This window comes from Rhizobium alarense (genome assembly GCF_021555155.1).
GTDB lineage: Bacteria > Pseudomonadota > Alphaproteobacteria > Rhizobiales > Rhizobiaceae > Rhizobium_D > Rhizobium_D alarense.
In genome coordinates this window covers 81801-104770 of sequence record NZ_JAKGBU010000004.1, presented here as the reverse complement: position 1 = coordinate 104770, position 22970 = coordinate 81801, and the positions used below count along the sequence as shown (strand labels likewise).

Below are 22970 nucleotides of genomic sequence, written 5' to 3'. Positions count from 1 at the left end.
TCAACGCTTCCAGGGCGCGATGAGCGCCTCGAGCATGCCTTCCTCCTCGACGGTCAGGTCGTCGAGCGGCGGGCGAACCTTGCCGGCATTGAAGCCCTGCAGGCGCACGCCCGCCTTTATGGCGGCGACGGCATAGCCCTTGCGCCGGTTGCGGATCGCCATGAAGGGATAGAAGAAGTCCTTCAGGATGGCCTCGCAGCGCGGCCGATCGCCGGCACGGAGCGCCTTGTAGAATTCGACGGCGAGGGCAGGCACGAAGTTGAAGACCGCCGACGAATAGGTCGTGAATCCGGCGCCGAGATAGGCCTCCGCGAAGAGTTCCGCAGTCGGCATACCGCCGAGATAGGTAAGGCGGTCGCTCATCGTGGCCGTCATCTGGCGCACAAGACCGATATCGCCCGTGCCGTCCTTGAAGCCGACGAGGTTCGGGCACTCGTCGCAAAGCCGCCGGACCGTATCGACAGACAGCACCGAGTTGTCGCGGTTGTAGAGCATGACGCCGATGCCGACCGATTGGCAGATGCGTTTCACATGGACATAAAGTCCCTCCTGCGGCGCGTCGATCAGGTAGTGCGGCAGCAACAGGATACCGTCGGCGCCTGCCTTCTCGACCGCACGGGCGAGTTCCACACCCACATGCGTGCCGAAGCCGCAGCCGGACACGATCGCCGTTTTGCCGGCCGCTTCCTTTGCCGCCCGGACGATGTCCGGAATTTCGGATGGCGAGAGCGAGAAGAATTCGCCGGTACCGCCGGCGGCAAACAGCACTGGCGCATCGAAGCCGGACAGCCATTCGACGTGGCGGCGATAGCTCTCGGGTGCAAAATGGCCCTCGGCATCGAAATGCGTCACGGGAAAGGAAAGCAGGCCGGCGCCAAGCGCGGCCTTGATCTCTTGCGGCGTCATCCTTGAAGTCCTCTGCTGCCTCCTCCGGCAAACTTGTAATATGACTTGTCGACATTTCTGTCAATAAGTCATCATACATGTTTGTCAGATATGCCTGCGCTGCTCGCGCAGCAGGGCGCGATAGCGGGTCTGGCTGCCGCGCAGGTGCCGTCGCATCGCCGCGCGTGCGCCCTCCTCGTCCCCGCTGGAAATCGCCGCAACGATCGCGTGATGCTCGTCGAGGATGAGGTTGATATAGGCAGCCTGGTCTGTCTCCGGTTCGCCCGCGCGCAGCGCTGCGCGCGGGATGACGGTCTTGCCGATCATTGCCAGGAACTCGCGGAAGCGGGGATTGTTGGTAGCCTCCGCGATGGCGAGATGGAGCCCGAAATCGGCCTCGCTCGTCGGCCTGGCGGCATCCAGGCAGGCGCGGACGGCATAGTGCCGCTCGATGATGACTTCCTCCTGTGCCGGCGAGCGGCGCAAGGCAGCAAGGCCGGCGGCCTCGACTTCAACGGCAGTTCGGAGTTCCAGCAGTTCTATCATCGAGGAGACGCGTTCATGGTCGACGTTCTGGAGCAGCAGCGGTGCCGGCGACAACGCAGCGGCGGCCTCCAGAACGAACACGCCTGCCCCCTGTCGCGCCTCGACGAGACGATCTGCCCGCAGGGCTGCAATCGCTTCGCGAACCACCGTGCGACTGACGCCGTACGTTTCGGTCAACTGCGACTCGCTTGGAAGCTTGCTGCCCGGCGGGAATTGACCGGCGGCGATGGCCTTGCGCAGGCTGTCGGCGAGGCGCTCCATCAACGTACCGCCTGCAACGGCCGTCTCGGTCTTTGCCAGAACGCGCATGCTCACCTCCCCTTCGCCGCGGCGCTTCACTCCGCGGGACCGCTCCGCTCCTTGTGTCACATCCGTGCAGGCCTGAACACATATAGGACTTATTGACCCGCATTCGTCAACCTGTATGATGACTTTGCCCGGCCGAATGTCCTTTCGGCCATTCGCCCGCCACCGACCGGAGGAGAGACCGTGAAGCGACTGTTGATTACCGGCGCGGCCGGAGGGCTCGGCCGCGCGATGCGCCCGCGACTGAAGGGCTTAGCCGAAACGCTGAGGCTCTCCGACATTGCCGGCCTGGGGCGGGCCGAGCCGCATGAGGAGATCGTTCCCTGCGACCTCGGCGATGCGAATGCGGTGCACAAACTCGTCGAGGGCTGCGACGGCATTCTGCATCTCGGCGGGATTTCTGTAGAGGACAAGTTCTCGAAGATCCTCAACGCGAACCTGCTCGGGCTCTACAATCTCTACGAGGCGGCCCGCGCGCACGAAAAGCCGCGCGTCCTCTTCGCAAGCTCCAACCATACGGTCGGTTTCTATCGGCAGGACCAGCACATCGACGTGACCGCGCCGATGCGGCCCGACGGTCTCTACGGCGTCTCGAAATGCTTCGGCGAGGCGCTTGCACGCCTGTATTTCGAGAAGTTCGGCCAGGAAACGGCGCTGGTGCGCATCGGAAGCTGCATGGAGAAGCCGAAGAACCACCGGATGCTCTCGACCTGGATGTCCTATGACGATTTCCTGTCGCTGATCGCCTGCGTCTTCCGCGCGCCGATGCTCGGCTGCCCGATCATCTGGGGCATTTCGGACAACGACAGCCGATGGTGGGACAATGCGCATGCCGCCTATCTCGGCTGGCGGCCGCGCGACAATGCGGAGCGCTTCCGCGCCGAACTGGATGCCCAATTGGAGCGCCCCGCACCGGATGCGGCACTCTCGCGCTATCAAGGAGGCCAGTTCACCGAAGATCCGATCTTTCCGGAAACGTAAGGACAGCCGGCAGCGTCGATTTTGGCGAAAGATGGCGGCTTCTCAGTCGCCGCCCATTCGCGTCAACACCATATGCCCCCGGGCGTCCATCGAGGCCCGGCTCGGCGTGCCCGCCGGCGACGAGTCGGCTTGCGAGACCGGTATCCGACGCTTCGCAAACCGGATCCCCGGCGTATCGGCCAGCGGGAGGATGGCACCGGGTCTGCAGGAGATCTGCTTGCCGGGAAGCGGCAGCGCCCTGCGGATCGCAGGTCGCGCATCTTCCGCACGACCGATCGAGACCTCGCCGACTGATACCCAGGCGCTCCGCGCCGACGCGCAATGCCGGAGCCGACCGTGCGAATACTCTGAACCAGCAATCGGCACGCCGAATACAGACATCCGAAAATTTGTAATATTACATCCTTTAAATGTTGACATTTCAACATTTAAGTCGCGATAAAAGATAACAACAAATAGCCGGTACCTGCTTCATGCTGACCATTCTTGCCGACGATCTGACGGGCGCGCTGGATAGTGCGGCACCGTTTGCCGGCAGAGGTCTTCATACGGAGGTCGTGCTGGCCCTGGAGGCAATACCGGAAGCCCTGCAGCAGATGCCGGCGGTACTCTCGATCAATGTCGGCTCGCGCGACGTCGACGCGGAGACGGCACGGCGGGCGACACTGGCTGTGTTTTCCCATCTGCCGTCAGGCACCCGGCTCTTCAAGAAAGTCGACTCGCGCCTGAAGGGCAACATCGTTGCCGAACTTGACGTCACTCCGTTTGCGTCAGCGCTCGTCATCCCGGCCATTCCGGAATTCGGGCGCGTGGTGAAATATGGCCAGGTGCGTGGCTTCGGCGTCGACGACCCCATTCCGATCGCCGAGAGACTCGGCCGGCATGCGGCACGGGCGACAATCCCCGATACCGGATCCGAAGCCGAGATCGTCGATGCACTCGAAGCGGCGTGGACTGCCGGCACCGACCTTCTGATCGGAGCCCGCGGAGCCGCCGGGGCGCTGGCCCTGCAGATGACCGGCGGCGTGGGGGCTCGGCAGGCCGAGATACCGGCGGGAGGCGGGCTTTTCGTCATCGGCTCGCGCGACCCGATCACCCTGACGCAGGTCGACGCGCTTCGAGCGGACATCCGGCTGCGCTACCTGCCGGCACCGAACGGCAAGCTGGACGGTATATCGCCCGACGGAAGCGCCGTCACGCTGGTGCAGGCGGTTCCCGGAGCCACATCCATCCCGTCCCACCAGGTTTCCCGTCATCTTGCGGATGCGGTCTGCCCCGCCCTCGTGCCGAAGGCGAGGACGCTCATTCTCTCCGGCGGCGCCACGGCGGAAGCGGTGTTGAAGAAGATGGGGGTCTCGCGCTTCCGGCTGCTTGGCGAATGCCTGCCCGGCCTGGGCTTGGCCCACGCCCGGAGTCACTGCATCATTGCGAAATCCGGAGGATTCGGGCAACCGGATACGCTACGAACCATAGCGAGCAGGATCCTCCAAAACACGGTATGACAATGGGACTGGAGAACGGAACAACCCGCAAAAGCCTCGGCGATATCGTCTTCGAACGCATGCATCGCGCAATCAAGTCTGGTGCGTACAAGCTGGATGAGCGCCTGCCGACCGAGCATGACCTGGCCGCGGAATTCGAGGTTTCGCGCCCGATCGTCCGCGAAGCGCTGCGGCGGCTGCGCGAACAGGGCCTGATCTATTCGCGGCGTGGTGCCGGCAGCTTCGTGCGGGCGGTCGGCATGCGGGAGCCGCTCGGGTTCGGACAACTGGAGAATATCGCAGACCTGCTGAACTGCTACGAGTTCCGACTGACCGTGGAACCCGCTGCGGCGGCCGCTGCGGCGGTGCGCCACAATGCGACCAGCCTGGCTGCTATCCGGCAGGCGCTGGAACTCATGCGGGACGCCACAAATCGTCAGTCGCACCGGGAGGACGCGGACTTCCAGTTCCATCTCGCGATCGCTCGTGCTGCGGAGAACAGCTATTTCTCCACGGCAATGGAAGCGCTGAAGGACCATATCGCGGTCGGCATGAAGTTTCACGGCGCGTCGGTCAAACGCGAGAGCTCCGGCCTCTCCCGCGTCTTTGCAGAGCATGAGGCGATTGCCGAGGCGATTGCCGGCGGCAATGGCCCTATGGCGCGGCAACTCATGCACGATCACCTGACAGGCTCGCGCGAGCGGCTTTTCCAGGCAAGCAAATAGCGCCTGACCTGCGCTGACCGTGTTTGGGATATGCGAGAGCCATTTCCGGACCGTTCAGAAGGCCGCCCTGTAAATGCCGACTACGTCCTCGACGCTCATGTCGGCCGGGTTGTTGTCCATCAGCCGGCGGTTCGCATGCGCCTCCCGTGCGTAGGGCAGAAGGTCGTCCTCCGCTGCGCCGTGTCTCGACAGGGACATTTCGATGCCGAGCGCTCCGCAGAGGCTGCGTGCGGCTTCCAGCAGTTCGGCGGAAGACAGGCCGGTCCCGAGGCCGAGCGCGATGGCGACCTCCTCGGTCTTGACAGGTGCAACTTGCTGGTTGAAGGCCAGGACGTGCGGGAAGATGACGGCATTGGCGAGACCGTGGGGCAGGCCGAGCCGCGTACCGAGCGGATAGGCGATAGCATGGCCGGCCGCCGTGTTGACCGGGCCGAGGCAGATGCCGCCATAAAAGGACGCCAGCATCATCCCCTCGCGCGCCTCGGTGTCCGTTCCATCAGCGACCGCGCGGGCAAGGTACTTGCCGACCAGGCGAAAACCCATGCGTGCGAAGCCGTCGATCATCGGATGCGCACGGCGATTGGTGAAGGCCTCCACGCAGTGGGCCATCGCATCGATACCGGTCGCCGCCGTCACGGCAGGCGGTACGGAATAGGTGAGCTCCGGGTCGAGCACTGCGAAATCCGCGATCATATGCGGGCTTTCGACAGCGATCTTGCTCCCTTTCTCCGGATCCGTGATCAGCGACCTGATTCCGGCCTCCGAACCGGTTCCCGCCGTCGTCGCGACCTGGACGAGCCGCGTGCGGCGACCGGCGACCCTGTTCGGGCCCGCGACGTCGGCAAGCGACTGCTGCGAGTCCCAGAGCACCGCCACGAGCTTTGCCACGTCAAGCACGGAGCCGCCGCCCAGGCCGACGATGACATCGGGCCGGCACCGGCATGCCGCTTCGAGTGCCGAGCCGAGCGTCGTTATGTCGGGTTCGCCGGCGATGGCATCGAACACGTCGACGCGTCGCGAAAGCCGCAGCCGCTCGACAAATGCGGTTGTGGCGGGTGTCGCGATGACGAGTGCCGACGCAGCATCGGCGGCCCAGCCGCCGACGTCGCCGACGGTGCCGGCGCCGACAGCCAGTCGACGCGGCTGGTGAAGGGTGATGGGAGCGATCGTCATGGCGGGATCATCCTTGCCTGGGGTCGACGGCCACGAGCTTCCGCGCGTAGGCGATAGCGGAATTCATATTGCCGTGGTTCGCGATGCCTCTGCCGGCAATATCGAACGCCGTGCCGTGATCGACCGACGTGCGATCGATCGGAAGGTCTACAGACACGTTGACCGCCGTATCGAAGGCCACCAGCTTGATCGGGATATGACCCTGGTCGTGATATTGGGCGACAACCAGGTCGAAAGCACCGCAATAGGCCCGATGAAAGACAGTGTCTGCGGAAATGGGGCCATGGGCGTCGATGCCCTCAGCGCGGGCGGCCGCCACCGCCGGCGCGATCTGATCGTCATCCTCCGTGCCGAACAGCCCGTTTTCGCCGCAATGAGGATTGATGCCGGCAACAGCGATCCTCGGAGCCGCATAGCCGGTGCGCTTCAGATGTGCATTGCCTGCGCGGATCGTCGCCAGAACCCGCTCCGTCGTCGAGCGCCGGATCGCTTCCTGCAGCGAAACGTGGGTGGAGACATGAATTACCTTCAGCCGTTCGGAGGCGAGCAGCATATAGGCGGCGCTGGATCCCGTCAGGCTGCGCAGCATGCCGGTATGGCCGTCATAGTGGTGGCCGGCAAGGTTCAAAGCCTCCTTGCTGATGGGGGCGGTGACAATACATCCGATCTCACCGGCTTCGGCATCCCTGATGGCCTTCTCGATGAAGCGGAAGGCGGCATCACCCGCCACGGGGCTCACCTTGCCCCACGGAAGCGGAGCTCCCTCGACCGGCAGATCGACGACATCGGACGCGAGGTCGATTTCGATACCGACCGCGTTGCGTGCCGCCTCGAGCGTCCTGAGATTGCCGTAGATGCGGGTCATCCGGCGGTCGGTGTCCGACATCTCCGCCAGCGCGCGGACACATATCTCTGGGCCGACACCGCAGGGGTCGCCCATGGTTATGCCGATGATCTTGCTCATTGAACGCTCCGTATCGATATTCTGTCCCAGCCCGGGGCCAGGCGAACATATTTGATAGCCCGTCGATGATAGGTATAGGCGAGGTGCAACGTTCCGTCCGGCCCCTCGAGCAGCCAGGGATAGGACATCTCCTTGTTCCGCCCGTCGGTCGAATCGTTCGACAGGCACGTGCCCGGCCCGTCTTCGATCACCAGCCTCGCCGGAAAGGACCGCCCCCCGTCCTGCGACAGACAAAGGCTGACCGGAGCGCGCGGCACGCCCCAGACCGGCAGGCAGCCACCAGCCGGGTCCGCCTCCGGCCGGGCATCGCCGTCACCAAGCTCGTCATAGAGCGAGGCGCGGCGGTCCGGTGAGTGCGCCGCATTCACCGGATTGCAGATCATCGCGATGCGCCCGTCGCGCAGACGCGACACGGCGATCGAAGAATTGTTGTTCGGAACGTCCGTGGGGACCGGCATCGACCAGGTCAGCCCGTCGTCGGCGCTTTCGGCGCGATAGACGAAGTCGGCCTGGCGCCGGCGAAAGAAGGCGGCCTGCATGCCCTGACCGATCTGGACGGGCGACATGTGCACGCAGCCGGTCGAGCCATCGAGTTCGTCCAGTCGCCAGGTCATGCCGCCGTCGGACGAGACCCCAACCGCAGCAGTGTCATGGCTGCCGTTCCATCGTTGCCCGGGACGCCGGACGCAGCGGAAGATCGGCAGCAGCCATGCACCGTCGGTGCGGACCATCAGCGGAGCGCGTATGAAGCAGCCGGGCGGGAGATCGAGATAACACCCCTCCGACGCAGAGAGCCGCAGCGGATCCGCCACATCCCGCCGCACCTTCGCCATCCGGATGCGGCATTCGTCCTGATTGCCGGAGGGCTGTGACGTATGAAAGAGCAGGAGCCGCCCATCGGGAGCCGAGAAGAGGACGGGATTCTGCTCTGAATGCGCCGGATCGAAGCTCAGCCGTTGCGCCGGTCCCCAATGCGACGCACCTTTCGCGAGCAACGACGCGAAAATCGAAATGTCGGACTTGCCCTCCAGGGTTCCACCGAACCAGGTGCAAAGCAGTGCCTCGTCATCCAGCAGATGCAGGGAGGCCGCATGGTTCTGCACCATGGGTGACGGCAGCAATGCCTCGTCGCGGCTGGCGGACACGGCCTCGAGCACGCCGCTCATGCCAAGGGCGATTTCGTCAGGACTCATCGGATCCTCCTCTTGAGCGGTCGAAGTTCCCGTTTTTCCCAAAGTTGTCAAGTTTTTTGGTGTTATTATAAAAATCAAAATCTGCATTAATCAGAATTAATTGATTGATATTGTTTGAGTTTTAATGCGAAGAACAGGACATAAATTTTTACATGATAAAATTATTTGACAAAATTATGTGGAAGTTGGATGGTCTAGCACGCTGGCGGAAGGCTGCCGGTCCGGGAGGAGTTCATGCAGCAGGCGGGGAGCCGGCAAAATGCGACCATGGCGGCGTTTCCCGCTGCCGACGCAGCCGTGCTCACAGCGACGGAGGTGGGGATCGTGAGCGTCTTGAACGGCATGGCACATCCCCTCTTGATCGGCTTCTTCCGGGCTCTGCTCGGCGAACGTCGCGTTCTGTCCGGGCATGGGCGGCGTCCGTCCGTCCTTAGAACGCACCGGCGGCCGGTGACGCACGGCGGCTCTGCCTTTTCGGCGAGGCGGTCGCAGCGACGCCCATCCCCGGGGAGCGTAAATCTGTTCTGACGCGCTCGTCGCAACGCGAACCGGATGCGTTCGGCCCAAATCGATCTGACACATTCACCAGGGAGGAGAATGCAATGAAGAAAACACTCGCTTTGGGGGCCCTCGTCCTGGGCTCCATGCTGACGCCGGTCTTCGCCGCGTCGGGGCCGATCAAGATCGTCCTGCCGGAGGAGGCCGACCTGCTCGAGCCCTGCATGGCGACACGGTCGAACATCGGGCGCATCATCATGCAGAATGTCAGCGAGACGCTGACGGAACTCGACGTACGTGGCGACAAGGGGCTGATGCCGCGCCTGGCCGAGAAATGGGAACAGACCGCTGACGGAAGCTGGCGCTTCGATCTCCGCCAGGGGGTCACCTTCTCCGACGGCACGACCTTCGACGCAAAGGACGTCAAGCACAGCTTCGATCGTGTCATGAGCGACAAGAACGCCTGCGAGTCACGGCGGTATTTCGGCGGCATGACGGTGACCGCAACCGTGGTGGACGATCACACGATCGACTTCCGCGCCGATCCGGTCCAGCCGATCCTGCCGCTGCTCCTGTCGCTGATCACGATCGTGCCCGAAGAGACCCCGCTTGAGTTCATTCGCGAACCCGTCGGTACCGGACCGTACAAGCTGACGGACTGGACACCGGGCCAGCAGATCGTGCTCACCAGTCGTGACGACTATTGGGGCGAGAAGCCGCAGGTCACCGAGGCGACCTACCTCTTCCGCGCAGATCCCTCCGTCCGCGCCGCCATGGTGCAAACCGGAGAGGCGGACCTGTCGCCTTCGATCTCGCAGCTCGATGCGACGAATGCGGCAACGGACTTCTCCTATCTCGACAGCGAGACCGTATACCTGCGTATCGACCACAACATCGAGCCGCTGAACGACGTGCGTGTCCGCCGCGCGCTGAACCTGGCGATCGACCGCCCGGCCTTCCTCGGCACTCTGGTGCCGGACGGCGCGCTTCTCGCCACCGCGATCGTACCGCCGCCGACGCTCGGTTGGAATCCCGACGTCAAGATCTTCCCCTATGATCCGGAAACGGCCAAGAAACTCCTCGAGGAGGCCAAGGCCGCCGGCGTGAAGGTCGACACGCCGATCACCATCATCGCGCGTACCGCCAATTTCCCGAACGTGACCGAGATCATGGAAGCGATCCAGGCGCAACTGCAAGAGGTCGGCTTCAAGGTCGAGCTCAAGTTCGTCGAGGTCGCGGAACACGAGGGCTACTACTCCAAACCCTTCCAGGACGGGCGCGGACCGATCCTCGTCGCCGCGATGCACGACAACTCGAAGGGCGATCCGTCCTTCTCGATGTTCTTCAAATATGCGACGGATGGCACGCAGTCCGGCTTTGCCGACCCCAAGGTCGACGACCTGATCCAGCGCGCCTCCGCAGCCGTCGGCGCGGAACGCGCCAAGCTCTGGTCGGAACTCATCGCCTATCTCCATGATGAGGTCGTGGCCGACGTGCTCCTCTTCCACATGGTTGGCTTCTCGCGGGTCTCCGAACGCTTAGAGTTCAAGCCGACGATGGCGACCAACTCGATGCTCCAGCTTTCGGAGATCGGCATCAAGTGAGGCACAGCCGGCGATCACAGGCGTCGCCGGCGACCAACGCATTCCGGGCGGCGGGGTACGCTGCCGCCCGATACCATGGAGAAGCGCCATGCTGAGCTTCGTTCGAAACCGCGCCGTCGCCAGTCTGATCTCGCTCGTGGGACTGATCGTCATGGTGTTCTTTCTCTCCCGCCTGACGGGAGACCCGGCTGCCCTGTTCCTGCCTGTCGAGGCATCCGCCGAGATGAAGCAGCAGTTTCGCGAGCTTCACGGATTAAACGACCCCCTGCTGGTACAGTTCGCACGCTATGTCGGCGACGTCGTCACCGGCGACTTCGGCGAGTCGCTCAGGAAGGCGCGCCCGGCGCTCGGCGTCGTGTTGGAAGCCTTCGTCTGGACGCTCTGGCTCGCCGTCATCACCATGACGCTGGTTGCCGCCGCGGCCATCGTCGTCGGCTCGCTCGCCGCGTTCCGTGCCGGCGGCTTTTTCGACCGGCTTTCCTCTATCATTTCGCTCGTTGGCGCCGCGGTCCCCGATTTCTGGCTCGCCATCGTCGCCATCGTCGTCTTCTCGGTGAACCTCGCCTGGCTGCCGACCTCCGGCACCGGCTCCCTCTCGCACTGGATCCTGCCGATCGCCGTGCTGTTCGTGCGGCCTTTCGGCATCATCGTCCAGGTTGTGCGCGGCTCTATGATCAGCGCGCTTTCCTCGGCCTATGTGAAGACGGCCCGTGCCAAGGGGGTGAAATCAGGCCCGATCATCTTCGTCCACGCGCTGCGAAACGCCATGCTGCCGGTAATCACCGTGATCGGCGATCAGGCCGCCAGCCTGCTGAACGGTGCCGTCATCGTCGAAACCATTTTCGGCTTTCCGGGGGTCGGGAAACTGATGATCGACTCCATCCTGCAGCGTGACTTCAATGTGGTCCTGGCCGCGATCCTTGTGACCGCGATCGCAATCTTCCTGATGAACCTGCTGATCGACCTCGCCTACGCGCTGCTCGATCCGCGGATCCGGCATTGAACGGCCAAGCCATGACCGCAGAAGCGTCAGAGACCACCAATGCCGAAGAGCCGCATGTCGTCGTTCGCCTGACGCGCATGCTGTGGGCCGACAAGTTCGCCTTCTGCGCGGCGATCTTCCTGCTGGCGATCGTCATCCTTGCCATCGTTGGCCCGAGCTGGCTCGGCGACCTCGCGACCAAGCAGAACCTGCGCGGCCGCAATGCCTTTCCCTTCGATTGGGAACGGGGCTGGGCCTGGTGGATGGGAGCGGACGCGCTCGGGCGGCCGCTTTTTGCCCGCATCATCGTTGCCACGCAGAACACGCTCATGGTGGCGGCGGGCGCCGTAGCGGTCTCGGCGACGGCCGGCACGCTTCTGGGGCTCGTCGCCGGCTTCGCGTCGCCGCGCGTCAACCAGGTCATCATGCGGCTTGCCGATGTCATCATGTCCTTTCCGTCGCTTCTGATCGCGGTCATCGTGCTCTACCTGCTCGGATCCTCGATCCTGAACCTGATGCTCGTTCTCGCGATCACGCGTATACCCGTCTATCTCCGAACCACGCGGGCAGAGGTGCTCGAAATCCGCGAGCGGATGTTCGTCCAGGCGGCCCGGGTCATGGGGGCATCCGGCAAGCGCATCCTCTTTCGTCACATCCTGCCCGTCGTGCTGCCGACGCTCACCACGCTGGCAACCCTCGATTTTGCCTATGTGATGCTGGCCGAAAGTGCGCTGTCCTTCCTCGGCATCGGCATCCAGCCGCCGGAGATTACCTGGGGACTGATGATTTCGCAGGGACGCCAATACCTGACCAATGCCTGGTGGCTTTCCTTCTGGCCGGGGCTGGCGATCATCTTCACGACCATGTCGCTGAACCTCCTGTCGAACTGGATGCGCATCGCGCTCGATCCGGTGCAGCGCTGGCGCCTCGAGATGAAAGGTCGCACGAATGGCTGACCACCTGCTGGAGGTGCGCAACCTTTCCGTCGAGTTCCACACCGCCGCGGGCGTGGTGAAGGCGGTCCGGAACGTTTCCTACCATCTCGACAAAGGCGAGACGCTGGCCATCCTGGGCGAGAGCGGCTCGGGCAAGTCTGTCTCGTCCTCCGCGATCATGAACCTGCTCGACATGCCGCCGGGCCGCATCAGTTCGGGCGAGATCCTGCTGGACGGCGACGATCTGCTGACCATGGACGTGGAGCGGCGGCGCACGATCAACGGCCGGCGCATCGCGATGATCTTCCAGGATCCTCTCAGCCACCTCAATCCCGTCTACACCGTCGGATGGCAGATCCGCGAAGCTCTGACGACACACGGGACGGCGGCGGCGGCCCAGGCGGAAGTCCTCCGCCTGTTGGCACGCGTCGGGATTCCCGATCCGCAGCGCTCGATGGGCAAATATCCGCACGAGTTCTCCGGTGGCCAGCGCCAGCGCGTCATGATCGCCATGGCGCTTGCGCTGCGCCCCGACCTGCTGATCGCCGACGAGCCGACCACCGCCCTCGACGTCACCGTGCAGGCACAGGTTCTGGCGCTGCTGGAGGAATTGCGCAAGGAAACCGGCATGGCGGTCCTGATCATCACCCACGACCTCGGGGTCGTTGCCGAGATCGCCGATCGCGTCGTGGTGATGGAGAAGGGCCAACTCGTCGAGGCCGGAACGGTTCGCAAGGTCTACAAGAATCCGCAGCACCCCTATACCAGGAGGCTGATTGCAGCGGCCCCCGGACGGGGCGAGATGCATGCACCCGTCGCCCGCGGAGAACCCGTCCTTTCCGTGCGTGATGTGCGCAAGCGATACGGTGCCTTCGAAGCCCTGAAGGGGGTGTCCTTCGATCTGATGCCCGGCGAAACCATGGCCGTTGTCGGCGAGAGCGGTTCAGGCAAGTCCACGCTCGCGCGCATCCTGCTTCGCCTGGACGAACCGGACGGCGGCAGCGCGCTGTGGAAGGGACGCGATCTCTTCACACTGTCGCCGGCGGAACTCTACAAGCTGCGCCGCGACCTGCAGATGGTTTTCCAGGATCCAACGCAATCGCTCAATCCGCGCATGACAGTCTACCAGCTGATCTCCGAGGCCTGGGCCATCCATCCGGATATCCTGCCGAGGGCGAAATGGCGCGACCGCGTGGCGGAGCTTCTGGTCCAGGTGGGTCTCGGGCCGGAGCACATGGCCCGCTATCCGCATCAGTTTTCCGGCGGCCAGCGGCAGCGCATCGCCATTGCCCGGGCCCTTGCTCTCGAGCCACAGCTCATCATCTGCGACGAAGCGGTCTCCGCGCTCGACGTTTCGGTTCAGGCTCAGGTGATCGCGCTGCTCGACAGGCTTCGCCGGGAGATGGGCATCGCCTTCATTTTCATTGCCCACGACCTTCCGGTGGTCAGGGACTTCGCGGATCACGTCGTTGTCATGCAGCACGGCAACGTCGTCGAATCCGGTTCCGTCCGCCAGGTGTTCGAAGCGCCGCGCGAGGCCTATACGCGCGCCCTTCTTGCCGCAGGCCTGGATCCCGATCCGGACGTGCGGGCCGCCCATCGTGCCGCCTGTGCCCAAGGGGCCTCCTGAATTTCCGCATCAGAGGACGACCAACCATGACAAAAAAAGCCTTCGTGGCCCTCGTGACCTGTTTCAACGAGGACGAAACCATCAACTTCGGGGCCACACGCGCCCAGGTTCGCCGACAGATCGAGGCCGGCAACAACATCATGTGCGCCGGCACCAACGGTGACTTCACCGCGCTCACCTTCGAGGAAAAGGTCCGCCTGACCGAAGAGGTGGTGGACGAAGTCGCAGGACGCGTGAAGGTGATCGTCAATGCCGGCATGCCGGCCACCTTCGAAACGCTGAAGCTGGCCCGCGAATTCGACCGGATCGGCGTCGACGGGATTGCCGTCATCACGCCCTTCTTCATCGCCTGCACGCAGGATGGCCTGATCCGCCATTTCACGGCGGTGGCCGATGCCGTCACCACGCCGGTCTATCTCTACGACATTCCGGCACGGACCCAGAATCATATCGAGCCCGAGACGGCGCGCGCACTGGCGCGTCACGGCAACATCGCCGGCATCAAGGATTCGGGCGGCGCCAGGGAAACGCTGGAGGCCTATCTCGGCGTCGCCCGGGAGATCGATGGCTTCGACGTCTATTCGGGGCCTGACCATCTGGTGCTCTGGGCCCTTCAGAACGGTGCGGCCGGCTGCATATCGGGTCTCGGCAACGCCATGCCGCGCGTGCTCGCCGGCATCCTCGGCGCCTGCAATGCCGGCGATATCGACGAGGCGGAGAAGCAGCAGGCGACGTTTTCGGCCTTCCGCACCGATCTCTATGCGCTCGGCTTCGCGCCGGCCATGGTCAAGCGCGCACTTTATCTCCAGGACGCAAGCGTCGGCGCCAGCCGCCAGCCGGCCCTGCTGCCGGACAGCGCGCAGGACGCACGCATTGCGGACATCCTGCGTCGATATAACCTTCTCTGAGCGACCTGGCCGGTGGCATAGACCGTTCCCGTCAGCCGGCAGCCATCGTGGAGGCGCGCGCAACGGCGTTGCAAGACAGGCTCCCGGTTTCACCGACAACCGGATCCGGTCATCCTCGACGGATGAACATATCGCTGCTGGCGCGCACGTCGTTCCGGATATAGCTCATCACGGCGCGAATGCGGGGGACGTCGCGCATGTCGCGGTGGCAGACGAGCCAGTAGCTGCGGCGCAGCTCGATGACCTTCGGCAGGACGATGCGAAGTTCCGGATAACGTCCCGCGATAAAATTCGGCAACACGCAGAGACCTAGGCCGTTCCGGGTCGCCGTCAGCTGCGCAAAGATGCTGGAACTCTGGAAGGTCGCCTTGATGCCGCGGTGCACGTCGCCGAGATAGTCGAGGCCGGGCGCGAAGATCATGTCCTCGATATAGCCGACGAAGGGATGGTCCAGGAGGTCGTCGCGCGTTGCAACCGGCGGGCTTCCCGCAAGATAGGACGCCGCGCCATAGACATGCAGGCTGTAGTCCGAGATCTTCTCGGAGAAATACGGGCCGGCCTTGGGCGGATCGAGCGCCACGGCGACGTCCGCCTCCTTGCGCGACAGCGACATGATCTGCTGGATCGTGACGAGTTCGAGCGAGATCGCGGGATGGTGTTCGACGAAAGTATGAAGCCGTTCCGTGACGAAGAAATTCGAGAATCCTTCCGGCGCGCTCAGCCGGACCACGCCGCGCTGCGTGGTCGCGCCGTTCGAAATATCGGCCTGCAGTCGTTCGGTCTCGCCCTCGATGCGCTCGGCGGTCTCGACGAAGCGCTGCCCCATATGGGTCAGCACGTAGCCGCGGGCGTTACGCTCGAAGAGCTTGACCTTCATGGAGAATTCGAGCCGGTCGATGCGCCGCGACACGGTCGCGTGGCTCGTGCGCAATTGTCGCGCGGCCGACGAGAGTTGACCCGTGCGGGCGACCGCCAGGAAAAACTGAAGATCGTCCCAGGTAAACTGAGATGGGGAAGTCATCCGTCCATCTGTTCAAAAATGAACAGCTCCTGTCCGCAATTAGCGATCTTGCGGCCCTTGTGTCAATGGAGAAATTCCGGGAATTTGGCTTCGGATCGGCCGCTTCGAGGAGAGCGTCCGGACAAATCTGAACAGATTGGTACTTTGGAATCTCTGGGAGGAGAACTCATGCGCAACAACCTGATCGCATCCATGGCGATTTTCCTGGCAAGTTCGACGGTCGCCTTTGCGGACGCTTCGGACAATGTCGTCAAGATCGGCATCCTGAACGACCAGTCCGGCGTCTACGCCAATTTCGGCGGCAAGTATTCCTTCGAGGCCGCGAAGATGGCGGTCGAGGATTTTGGCGGCAAGGTGCTCGACGTTCCGGTCGACGTCGTGACGGCCGACCATCAGAACAAGCCGGACGTGGCCTCCAACATCGCCCGCCAGTGGTACGATACCGAGCAGATCGATTCGATCATGGAGCTGACGACCTCGTCGGTTGCGCTCGCCGTACAGGCGATCTCTAAGGAGAAGAAGAAGATCGACATCGTCACCGGCGCGGCGACGACGGAACTGACGGGTGCGCAGTGCTCACCCTATGGCTTCCACTGGGCCTACGACACCTATTCGCTTGCCGTCGGCACGGGGGGCGCGCTCGTGAAGGAAGGCGGCGACAGCTGGTACTTCCTGACGGCCGACTACGCCTTCGGCTATTCGCTCGAAGAGAATACCGGCAACTTCGTCAAGGAGAACGGCGGAACCGTGGTCGGCGCCGTGCGCCACCCGCTGGCGACGACCGATTATTCCTCTTTCCTGCTGCAGGCGCAGTCCTCCGGCGCAAAGGTGATCGGTCTTGCAAATGCCGGTCTCGACACGGCGAACGCCATCAAGCAGGCGGCGGAATTCGGCATCGTCGCCGGCGACCAGCGGCTTGCGGCGCTTCTCTTCACGCTTGCCGAAGTGAATGGTCTCGGGCTCGAAGCCGCACAGGGCCTGACGCTGACGGAAGGCTTCTACTGGAACCGGACGCCGGAGACGGCCGAATTCGGCAAGCGCTTCTTTGATCGCACCGGCGCCATGCCGAACATGGTTCATGCCGGCACCTATTCGGCGGTGACGCAGTATCTGAAAGCGATCGAGAAGGCGGGCACCGACGAGGCCGAAGCCGTCGCCAAGGCGCTGCACGAGATGCCGGTCAACGACATCTTCGCCGAGAACGGCAAGGTCGGCGCCAACGGCCGCATGATCCACGACATGTACCTGATGGAAGTCAAGAAACCAGGTGAAAGCGATATCGCCTGGGACTACTACAAGGTGCTCGCGACGATCCCGGGTGATCAGGCCTTCATCGATCCGTCGAAGAGCGGCTGCGAACTGGTTGCGCAGTAAAGCGCGGGCGGTCGACGGTCATGACGCTCGCCATGGTCAACGGCAACAAGGAGCCGCAGGTGGTCTTGTCCGCCCGCGGCCTCACCAAACGTTTCGGCGCCTTCCTGGCGGTGAACAATGTTGATCTCGACGTGCACGATGCCCGCGTGCACGCCTTGATCGGCCCGAACGGTGCCGGAAAGACGACGGTCTTCAACCTGCTTACCAAATTCCTGACGCCGACGGGCGGCACGATCAGTCTGCTCGGAACCGAGATAACCGCAATGATGCCGGATCGTGTCGCGCGCATGGGGCTGGTGCGCTCGTTCCAGATCTCTGCGGTCTTCCCTCATCTGACCGTGCTCGACAACGTCCGGGTTGCGCTCCAGCGGCCGAACGGGCTCGCTACGCAATTCTGGAAACCGCTCTCCACGCTCGACCGCCTGAACGGACGGGCCGACGAACTGATCGCCGCCGTCGGCCTCGCCGACGAGCGCAACACGCTCGCTGCTGACCTTTCCTATGGCCGCAAGCGCGTGCTGGAGATCGCGACGACGCTGGCGCTCGATCCCAAGGTGCTGCTGCTTGACGAGCCCATGGCCGGCATGGGCGGCGAGGACGTGGCGGTCGTGGCAAGGATCATCCGCACTGTCGCACGCGACCGTGCGGTGCTGATGGTCGAGCACAACCTCAAGGTGGTCGCCGACATCTGCGACCATGTGACCGTGCTTCAGCGCGGCGAGATCCTTGCCGAGGGCGACTACCGGACCGTCAGCGACGATCCCAGGGTGCGGGTCGCCTATATGGGCACGGAGGAGGTCTGATGGGTGCACTGCTCGAAGTCAGCAATCTGAACGCCTGGTACGGCGAAAGCCACGTACTGCACGGCGTCGACATGACCGTGGGCGAGGGTGAGATGATCACCATTCTCGGCCGCAACGGCGTCGGCAAGACGACGACGTTGCGCACGATCATGGGCATCATTCGCGAGCGCAAGGGTAAAATCCGTTTCGGTGGCCGGGATATGCTCGGCGTGCCGTTGCACCGCACGGCCCATGCCGGCATCGGCTTCGTGCCGGAGGAGCGCGGCATCTTCTCCACGCTGACCGTCGAGGAAAACCTTCTGCTGCCGCCGGTCGTGGCCGGGGGCGGCATGCCGCTCGACGAGATCTACGAACTCTTCCCGAACCTTCAGGAGCGTCGCTTCAGTCCCGGGACGAAGCTTTCCGGCGGCGAACAGCAGATGCTCGCCATGGCGCGCATCCTGCGGACCGGTGTAAAGATGCTGATCCTCGACGAGCCAACCGAGGGTCTCGCCCCGGTTATCGTGCAGCGGATCGGCGAGGTGCTGAGGAAGCTGAAGGCGCGCGGCATGACAGTGCTGCTCGTCGAGCAGAATTTCCGCTTCGCGAGCAAGGTCGCCGACCGTTTTTATCTGATGGATCACGGCAGGATGGTTGCCGATTTCCCGGTTTCGAAGCTTCCGGACCGGATGGCCATGCTGCACAAGGTGCTGGGGGTATGATGCCATGACGTTGATCTTCGGCATTCCGGTGCAGGCCTTCCTCGGTCAACTGCTGATCGGGCTCATAAACGGTTCGTTCTATGCTCTCCTGAGTCTCGGCCTTGCCGTCATCTTCGGGCTGCTGCGCGTCATTAATTTCGCGCATGGTGCGCAATACATGCTCGGCGCCTTCGCGGCGCTCCTGCTGCTGCAATATCTCGGCATCAGCTACTGGGCAGCGCTGCTCGTCGCGCCGCTTGTCGTCGGCCTCTCCGGCGCCCTCGTGGAACGCACGATGCTGAGCCGACTCTACGATCTCGATCCGCTCTACGGACTGCTTTTCACCTTCGGCCTGGCGCTGACTGTGGAAGGCACGTTCCGCTATTTCTACGGCGCGGCCGGCCAGCCCTATTCGGTGCCGCCATCGCTGGCGGGCGGCACCAATCTCGGTTTCATGTTCCTGCCGAACTATCGCGGATGGGTCGTCGTCGTGTCGCTCGTCACCTGCTTCGGGACCTGGCTGCTGATCGAGAAGACCAAGCTTGGCGCCTATCTCAGGGCAGCGACGGAAAATCCGGTGCTGGTGCAGGCCTTCGGGGTCAACGTGCCGCTGCTGCTGACGCTGACCTATGCACTCGGTGCCGGGCTCGCCGCCTTTGCCGGAGTGCTGGCGGCGCCGATCTACCAGGTCTCGCCGTTGATGGGCACCAACCTCATCATCGTCGTCTTCGCGGTTGTCGTAGTCGGCGGCATGGGTTCGATCCTCGGCGCGATCGTCACCGGCTACATGCTCGGCATCGCGGAGGGCCTGACCAAGGTCTTCTATCCGGAAGCCTCAAACATCGTGATCTTCGTGATCATGGCCGTCGTGCTTCTTCTCAGGCCGGCCGGTCTCTTCGGGAAGGACGCGTGACATGGCGGATATCGCAGACGTGACCGATGCGTCGGAACAAGCAGAAACGAGAGGTGCGGTCGCGGGCTCCGTTCAGATCGCGATCCTGGCGATCGGCCTCGCGCTGCTCGCCGTCGCGCCGATGTTCCTCTATCCCGTCTTCCTGATGAAGCTTCTCTGCTTCGCGCTCTTCGCCTGCGCGTTCAACCTGCTGCTCGGCTATACGGGACTATTGTCCTTCGGCCATGCGGCCTTCTTCGGCGGCGCGGCCTACATAACCGCCCATGCGGTCAAGGAATGGCATCTGACGCCGGAACTCGGCGTGCTGCTCGGCGTCGCCGGTGCGGCGGTGCTCGGCCTCGTCATCGGCTTCTTCGCGATTCGAAGGCAGGGCATCTATTTCGCGATGATCACGCTGGCGCTGTCGCAGATGGTTTATTTCTTCTGCCTCCAAGCCGAGTTCACCAAAGGCGAGGACGGCATCCAGGGCGTGCCGCGCGGCCATCTCTTCGGCCTGATCGACCTCTCAGTCTCGACCAGCATGTACTATTTCACGCTGGGCGTGTTCGTGATCGGGCTTCTCGTGATCTGGCGCTTCGTCAATTCACCCTTCGGCATGATCCTGAAATCGATCCGCGAGAACGAGCAGCGCGCTATTTCGCTCGGCTATTCGGTGCAGTCCTACAAGCTCGGCGCTTTCGTCATGTCGGCAGCGCTCGCGGGTCTTGCGGGAGGCGTCAAGGCGCTCGTCTTCCAATTCGCCACGCTGACGGACGTGACCTGGCAGATGTCCGGCGAGGTGATCCTGATGACACTGCTCGGCGGCATCGGCACGCTGGTTGGCCCGATCTTCGGCGCCGGCCTCGTGGTAACCTTGCAGAACTATCTGGCGACGTCCGACTTCCCGGTGACGATCGTCACCGGCGTGGTCTTCATGGTGTGCGTGCTTCTCTTCCGGCGCGGGCTCGTCGGCGAGTTCTACGCGTCGAGGCTGGGGCGCAAGCTGGGTTTCGTACACAGGCGATAGGCGGCGGGGCCGCCGGTCTGTCGGCCCTTTGCAACAATCAGGTCCATCGGCTGCCTGCCGCTCCCGCGAGCGGAGGAACGATGGACGACGGAGACGGGCATGGAAGCCTACGACTACATCATCATCGGAGCGGGAAGCGCCGGCTGCGTGCTGGCAAATCGCCTGTCCGCAGACCGTGCCAATCGCGTGCTCCTGCTCGAGGCCGGCGGCAGCGACAACTACCACTGGATCCACATTCCGGTCGGCTATCTCTACTGCATCAACAATCCGCGCACCGACTGGTGCTTCCGGACAGTGGAGGAGCCCGGCCTCAACGGCCGCGCGCTCAGCTATCCGCGCGGCAAGGTGCTGGGCGGCTGCTCGTCGATCAACGGTATGATCTACATGCGCGGACAGGCCCGCGACTATGATGTCTGGCGGCAAATGGGCTGCGCCGGCTGGGGTTGGGAGGACGTGCTGCCCTTCTTCCGCAAGTCGGAGGACCATCATCGCGGCGCGGACGATCTGCACGGCGCCGGCGGCGAGTGGCGGGTGGAGAAGTCACGCGTGCGCTGGGCCGTTCTCGACGCCTTCCAGAAGGCGGCGGAGGAGGCCGGAATTCCAGTCACGGACGATTTCAACCGCGGGGACAACGAGGGCTCCAGCTATTTCGACGTCAACCAGCGATCCGGCATCCGCTGGAACACGGCGAAGGCTTTTCTCAAGCCGGCCAGGGGCAGGAGCAATCTAACAGTCCTCACCAAGGCACAGGCGAAACGCCTGCTCATCGAAGACGGCGCGGTGACGGGCGTCGAATTCCAGCATGACGGCGTGGCGAAACAGGCGCGGGCACGGCGCGAGACCGTGCTCAGCGCCGGCGCCATCGGCTCGCCGCAAGTCCTGGAACTCTCCGGTGTCGGGCGGGGCGATGTCCTGCAGCGGGCCGGCATTCCGCTTGCAGTCGAGGCGAACGGCGTCGGCGAGAACCTGCAGGATCACCTGCAACTGCGCCTTGTCTACAAGGTGACGGGCGTGCCCACGCTGAACGAGAAGGCGACAAGCCTTGTCGGCAGGGCCGCCATCGGTCTCGAATATGCGCTGCGCCGCTCGGGCCCGATGTCGATGGCACCGAGCCAGCTCGGCATCTTTACCCGGTCAGCCCCCGACAAGGACACGCCGGATCTGCAGTATCACGTCCAGCCGGTGTCCCTCGACAGGTTCGGCGATCCCGTCCACGCCTTCCCCGCGATGACGGCAAGCGTCTGCAACCTGCGTCCGGAGAGCCGCGGCTCGGTTCATGTGACGGGGCCGGACTTCACGATGCAGCCCGAAATCCGGCCGAATTATCTTGCCGAGGAAGCCGACCGGCAGGTGGCGGTGAGGGCTATCCGGCTGACGCGGGAGATCGTGCGGAAGCCCGCTTTCGCAAAGTTCCATCCAGAGGAGTACAAGCCCGGACCGGACTACGAAACGGACGCGGACCTCCGCAGGGCAGCCGGCGACATTGGCACGACGATATTCCACCCGGTCGGCACGCTTCGCATGGGCGGCGACGCGGATAGCGTGGTCGATCCGCGGCTCAGGATGCGTGCTCTGCGGCGCCTGCGCGTCGCCGATGCCTCGATCATGCCGCGCATCACCTCCGGCAACACCAATTCGCCGACGATCATGATCGCCGAGAAGGCGGCCGACATGATCCTCGCGGACAACCGGTGACGCCATGAACGACTGGAGCGACCTTCAGGGCGAGCACATCCGCTTCGAGCGGAAAGGCAGCGCGGCAATTGCCCGCCTCGACAGGCCGCGCGCGCTGAACAGCCTGACATTGCCGATGGTGCTGGCGATGAAGACGGCACTTATGCACTTCACCGACGATGAGTCCGTCACCTGCGTGGTGCTGACCGGCGAAGGAGACCGGGGGCTCTGCGCGGGCGGCGACGTGCGGATCATCCACGATCTCGGCAAGGAGCGCGATCCCGAAGCGACGCGCTTCTGGCGCGAGGAATTCCCGCTCAACGCCATGATCGCGCAATTTCCAAAACCCTATGTCGCCCTGATGGACGGCATCACCATGGGCGGCGGCGTCGGCATCGCGGCGCATGGCAACATCCGGGTCGTGACGGAACGGACGCGGCTTGCGATGCCCGAGACCGGCATCGGTTATTTCCCTGATGTGGGTGCAACCTGGCTGTTGCCGCGTTCGCCGGGTGAGACGGGTACGTGGCTGGGGTTAACGGGCAACGAGATCGGTGCCGACGACGCGGTCTTTGCCGGTCTCGCCGATCATATGGTCCCATCCGGCGAACTGGCAGACCTGGTTGCCGCACTGTCGCGGCTTCCGGCCGGCTCCAGCGTCGCCGACGGTGCCGCCGTCGTGCGCCGC

The 22970-nt window shown here is 63.8% G+C and carries 21 protein-coding genes; 15 read left to right on the top strand and 6 right to left on the bottom strand.

Going from position 1 to position 22970, the window contains the following annotated elements; genetic code table 11:
* Positions 1-906, bottom strand: a complete 906-nt coding sequence (gene kdgD / locus LXM94_RS02500) for a 5-dehydro-4-deoxyglucarate dehydratase (protein ID WP_235769569.1) — start codon at positions 904-906, stop codon at positions 1-3.
* 84 nt (positions 907-990) lie between these two features.
* Entirely contained in the window at positions 991-1740 is a 750-nt protein-coding gene (locus tag LXM94_RS02495; protein WP_235769568.1) for a FadR/GntR family transcriptional regulator, read from the bottom strand.
* A 180-nt stretch (positions 1741-1920) separates the two neighbouring features.
* Here LXM94_RS02495 and LXM94_RS02490 point away from each other — a divergent pair, with 180 nt between their 5' ends.
* The 3 genes from LXM94_RS02490 (at position 1921) to LXM94_RS02480 (ending at position 4924) form a co-directional block, all read left to right on the top strand.
* Positions 1921-2718, top strand: a complete 798-nt coding sequence (locus LXM94_RS02490; protein WP_235769567.1) for an NAD-dependent epimerase/dehydratase family protein — start codon at positions 1921-1923, stop codon at positions 2716-2718.
* 473 nt (positions 2719-3191) lie between these two features.
* Positions 3192-4220, top strand: coding sequence for a four-carbon acid sugar kinase family protein (locus LXM94_RS02485; protein WP_235769566.1), 1029 nt, complete (start codon positions 3192-3194; stop codon positions 4218-4220).
* 2 nt (positions 4221-4222) lie between these two features.
* Positions 4223-4924, top strand: coding sequence for a FadR/GntR family transcriptional regulator (locus LXM94_RS02480; protein WP_235769565.1), 702 nt, complete (start codon positions 4223-4225; stop codon positions 4922-4924).
* Between the two features lie 54 nt (positions 4925-4978).
* Here LXM94_RS02480 and LXM94_RS02475 read toward each other — a convergent pair whose 3' ends face one another.
* The 3 genes from LXM94_RS02475 to LXM94_RS02465 are packed head-to-tail and all read right to left on the bottom strand — an operon-like array spanning position 4979 to position 8254.
* Entirely contained in the window at positions 4979-6097 is a 1119-nt protein-coding gene (locus LXM94_RS02475; protein WP_235769564.1) for an iron-containing alcohol dehydrogenase, read from the bottom strand.
* A gap of 7 nt (positions 6098-6104) precedes the next feature.
* Positions 6105-7061, bottom strand: coding sequence for a 4-hydroxythreonine-4-phosphate dehydrogenase PdxA (gene pdxA / locus LXM94_RS02470; protein WP_235769563.1), 957 nt, complete (start codon positions 7059-7061; stop codon positions 6105-6107).
* Complete coding sequence (locus LXM94_RS02465) at positions 7058-8254, bottom strand: sialidase family protein (protein WP_235769562.1); 1197 nt, start codon at positions 8252-8254, stop codon at positions 7058-7060. The genes pdxA and LXM94_RS02465 overlap by 4 nt, the downstream gene beginning before the upstream one ends.
* Before the next feature lie 602 nt (positions 8255-8856).
* Between LXM94_RS02465 and LXM94_RS02460 the strand changes: the two genes are divergently transcribed.
* The 5 genes from LXM94_RS02460 to LXM94_RS02440 all read left to right on the top strand — a co-directional run bounded on the left by LXM94_RS02460 (position 8857) and on the right by LXM94_RS02440 (position 14811).
* The gene (locus tag LXM94_RS02460) at positions 8857-10356 is read left to right on the top strand and encodes an ABC transporter substrate-binding protein (protein WP_235769561.1); all 1500 of its coding nucleotides are present in this window, start codon (positions 8857-8859) and stop codon (positions 10354-10356) included.
* Positions 10357-10444: 88 nt separating this feature from the next.
* A complete protein-coding gene (locus tag LXM94_RS02455; protein WP_235769560.1) occupies positions 10445-11359 on the top strand; it encodes an ABC transporter permease in 915 nt (304 codons plus the stop codon).
* 11 nt (positions 11360-11370) lie between these two features.
* Positions 11371-12294 carry an ABC transporter permease gene (locus tag LXM94_RS02450; RefSeq protein ID WP_235769559.1) on the top strand — a complete coding sequence of 308 codons (924 nt, stop codon included), beginning with the start codon at positions 11371-11373 and terminating at the stop codon, positions 12292-12294.
* Positions 12287-13903, top strand: a complete 1617-nt coding sequence (locus tag LXM94_RS02445) for an ABC transporter ATP-binding protein (RefSeq protein WP_235769558.1) — start codon at positions 12287-12289, stop codon at positions 13901-13903. Before LXM94_RS02450 ends, LXM94_RS02445 begins: the two co-directional genes overlap by 8 nt.
* Before the next feature lie 26 nt (positions 13904-13929).
* Positions 13930-14811, top strand: a complete 882-nt coding sequence (locus tag LXM94_RS02440) for a dihydrodipicolinate synthase family protein (protein WP_235769557.1) — start codon at positions 13930-13932, stop codon at positions 14809-14811.
* Between the two features lie 109 nt (positions 14812-14920).
* On the opposite strand, the gene LXM94_RS02435 is transcribed toward LXM94_RS02440, so the two are convergent.
* Complete coding sequence (locus tag LXM94_RS02435) at positions 14921-15832, bottom strand: LysR family transcriptional regulator (RefSeq protein ID WP_235769556.1); 912 nt, start codon at positions 15830-15832, stop codon at positions 14921-14923.
* 168 nt (positions 15833-16000) lie between these two features.
* On the opposite strand from LXM94_RS02435, the gene LXM94_RS02430 reads away from it, so the two are divergent.
* The 7 genes from LXM94_RS02430 to LXM94_RS02400 form a co-directional block, all read left to right on the top strand.
* The gene (locus LXM94_RS02430) at positions 16001-17206 is read left to right on the top strand and encodes an ABC transporter substrate-binding protein (RefSeq protein WP_235769555.1); all 1206 of its coding nucleotides are present in this window, start codon (positions 16001-16003) and stop codon (positions 17204-17206) included.
* 20 nt (positions 17207-17226) lie between these two features.
* Complete coding sequence (locus tag LXM94_RS02425; RefSeq protein ID WP_235769554.1) at positions 17227-18009, top strand: ABC transporter ATP-binding protein; 783 nt, start codon at positions 17227-17229, stop codon at positions 18007-18009.
* Positions 18009-18710, top strand: coding sequence for an ABC transporter ATP-binding protein (locus tag LXM94_RS02420; RefSeq protein ID WP_235769553.1), 702 nt, complete (start codon positions 18009-18011; stop codon positions 18708-18710). The genes LXM94_RS02425 and LXM94_RS02420 overlap by 1 nt, the downstream gene beginning before the upstream one ends.
* Before the next feature lie 4 nt (positions 18711-18714).
* Positions 18715-19602, top strand: coding sequence for a branched-chain amino acid ABC transporter permease (locus LXM94_RS02415; RefSeq protein WP_235769552.1), 888 nt, complete (start codon positions 18715-18717; stop codon positions 19600-19602).
* Between the two features lies 1 nt (position 19603).
* Positions 19604-20608 carry a branched-chain amino acid ABC transporter permease gene (locus LXM94_RS02410; protein ID WP_268964986.1) on the top strand — a complete coding sequence of 335 codons (1005 nt, stop codon included), beginning with the start codon at positions 19604-19606 and terminating at the stop codon, positions 20606-20608.
* Between the two features lie 99 nt (positions 20609-20707).
* Positions 20708-22303 carry a GMC family oxidoreductase gene (locus LXM94_RS02405; protein WP_235769551.1) on the top strand — a complete coding sequence of 532 codons (1596 nt, stop codon included), beginning with the start codon at positions 20708-20710 and terminating at the stop codon, positions 22301-22303.
* Positions 22304-22307: 4 nt separating this feature from the next.
* On the top strand, positions 22308-22970 hold a 663-nt coding region (locus LXM94_RS02400), incomplete at its 3' end, for a 3-hydroxyisobutyryl-CoA hydrolase (protein WP_235769550.1).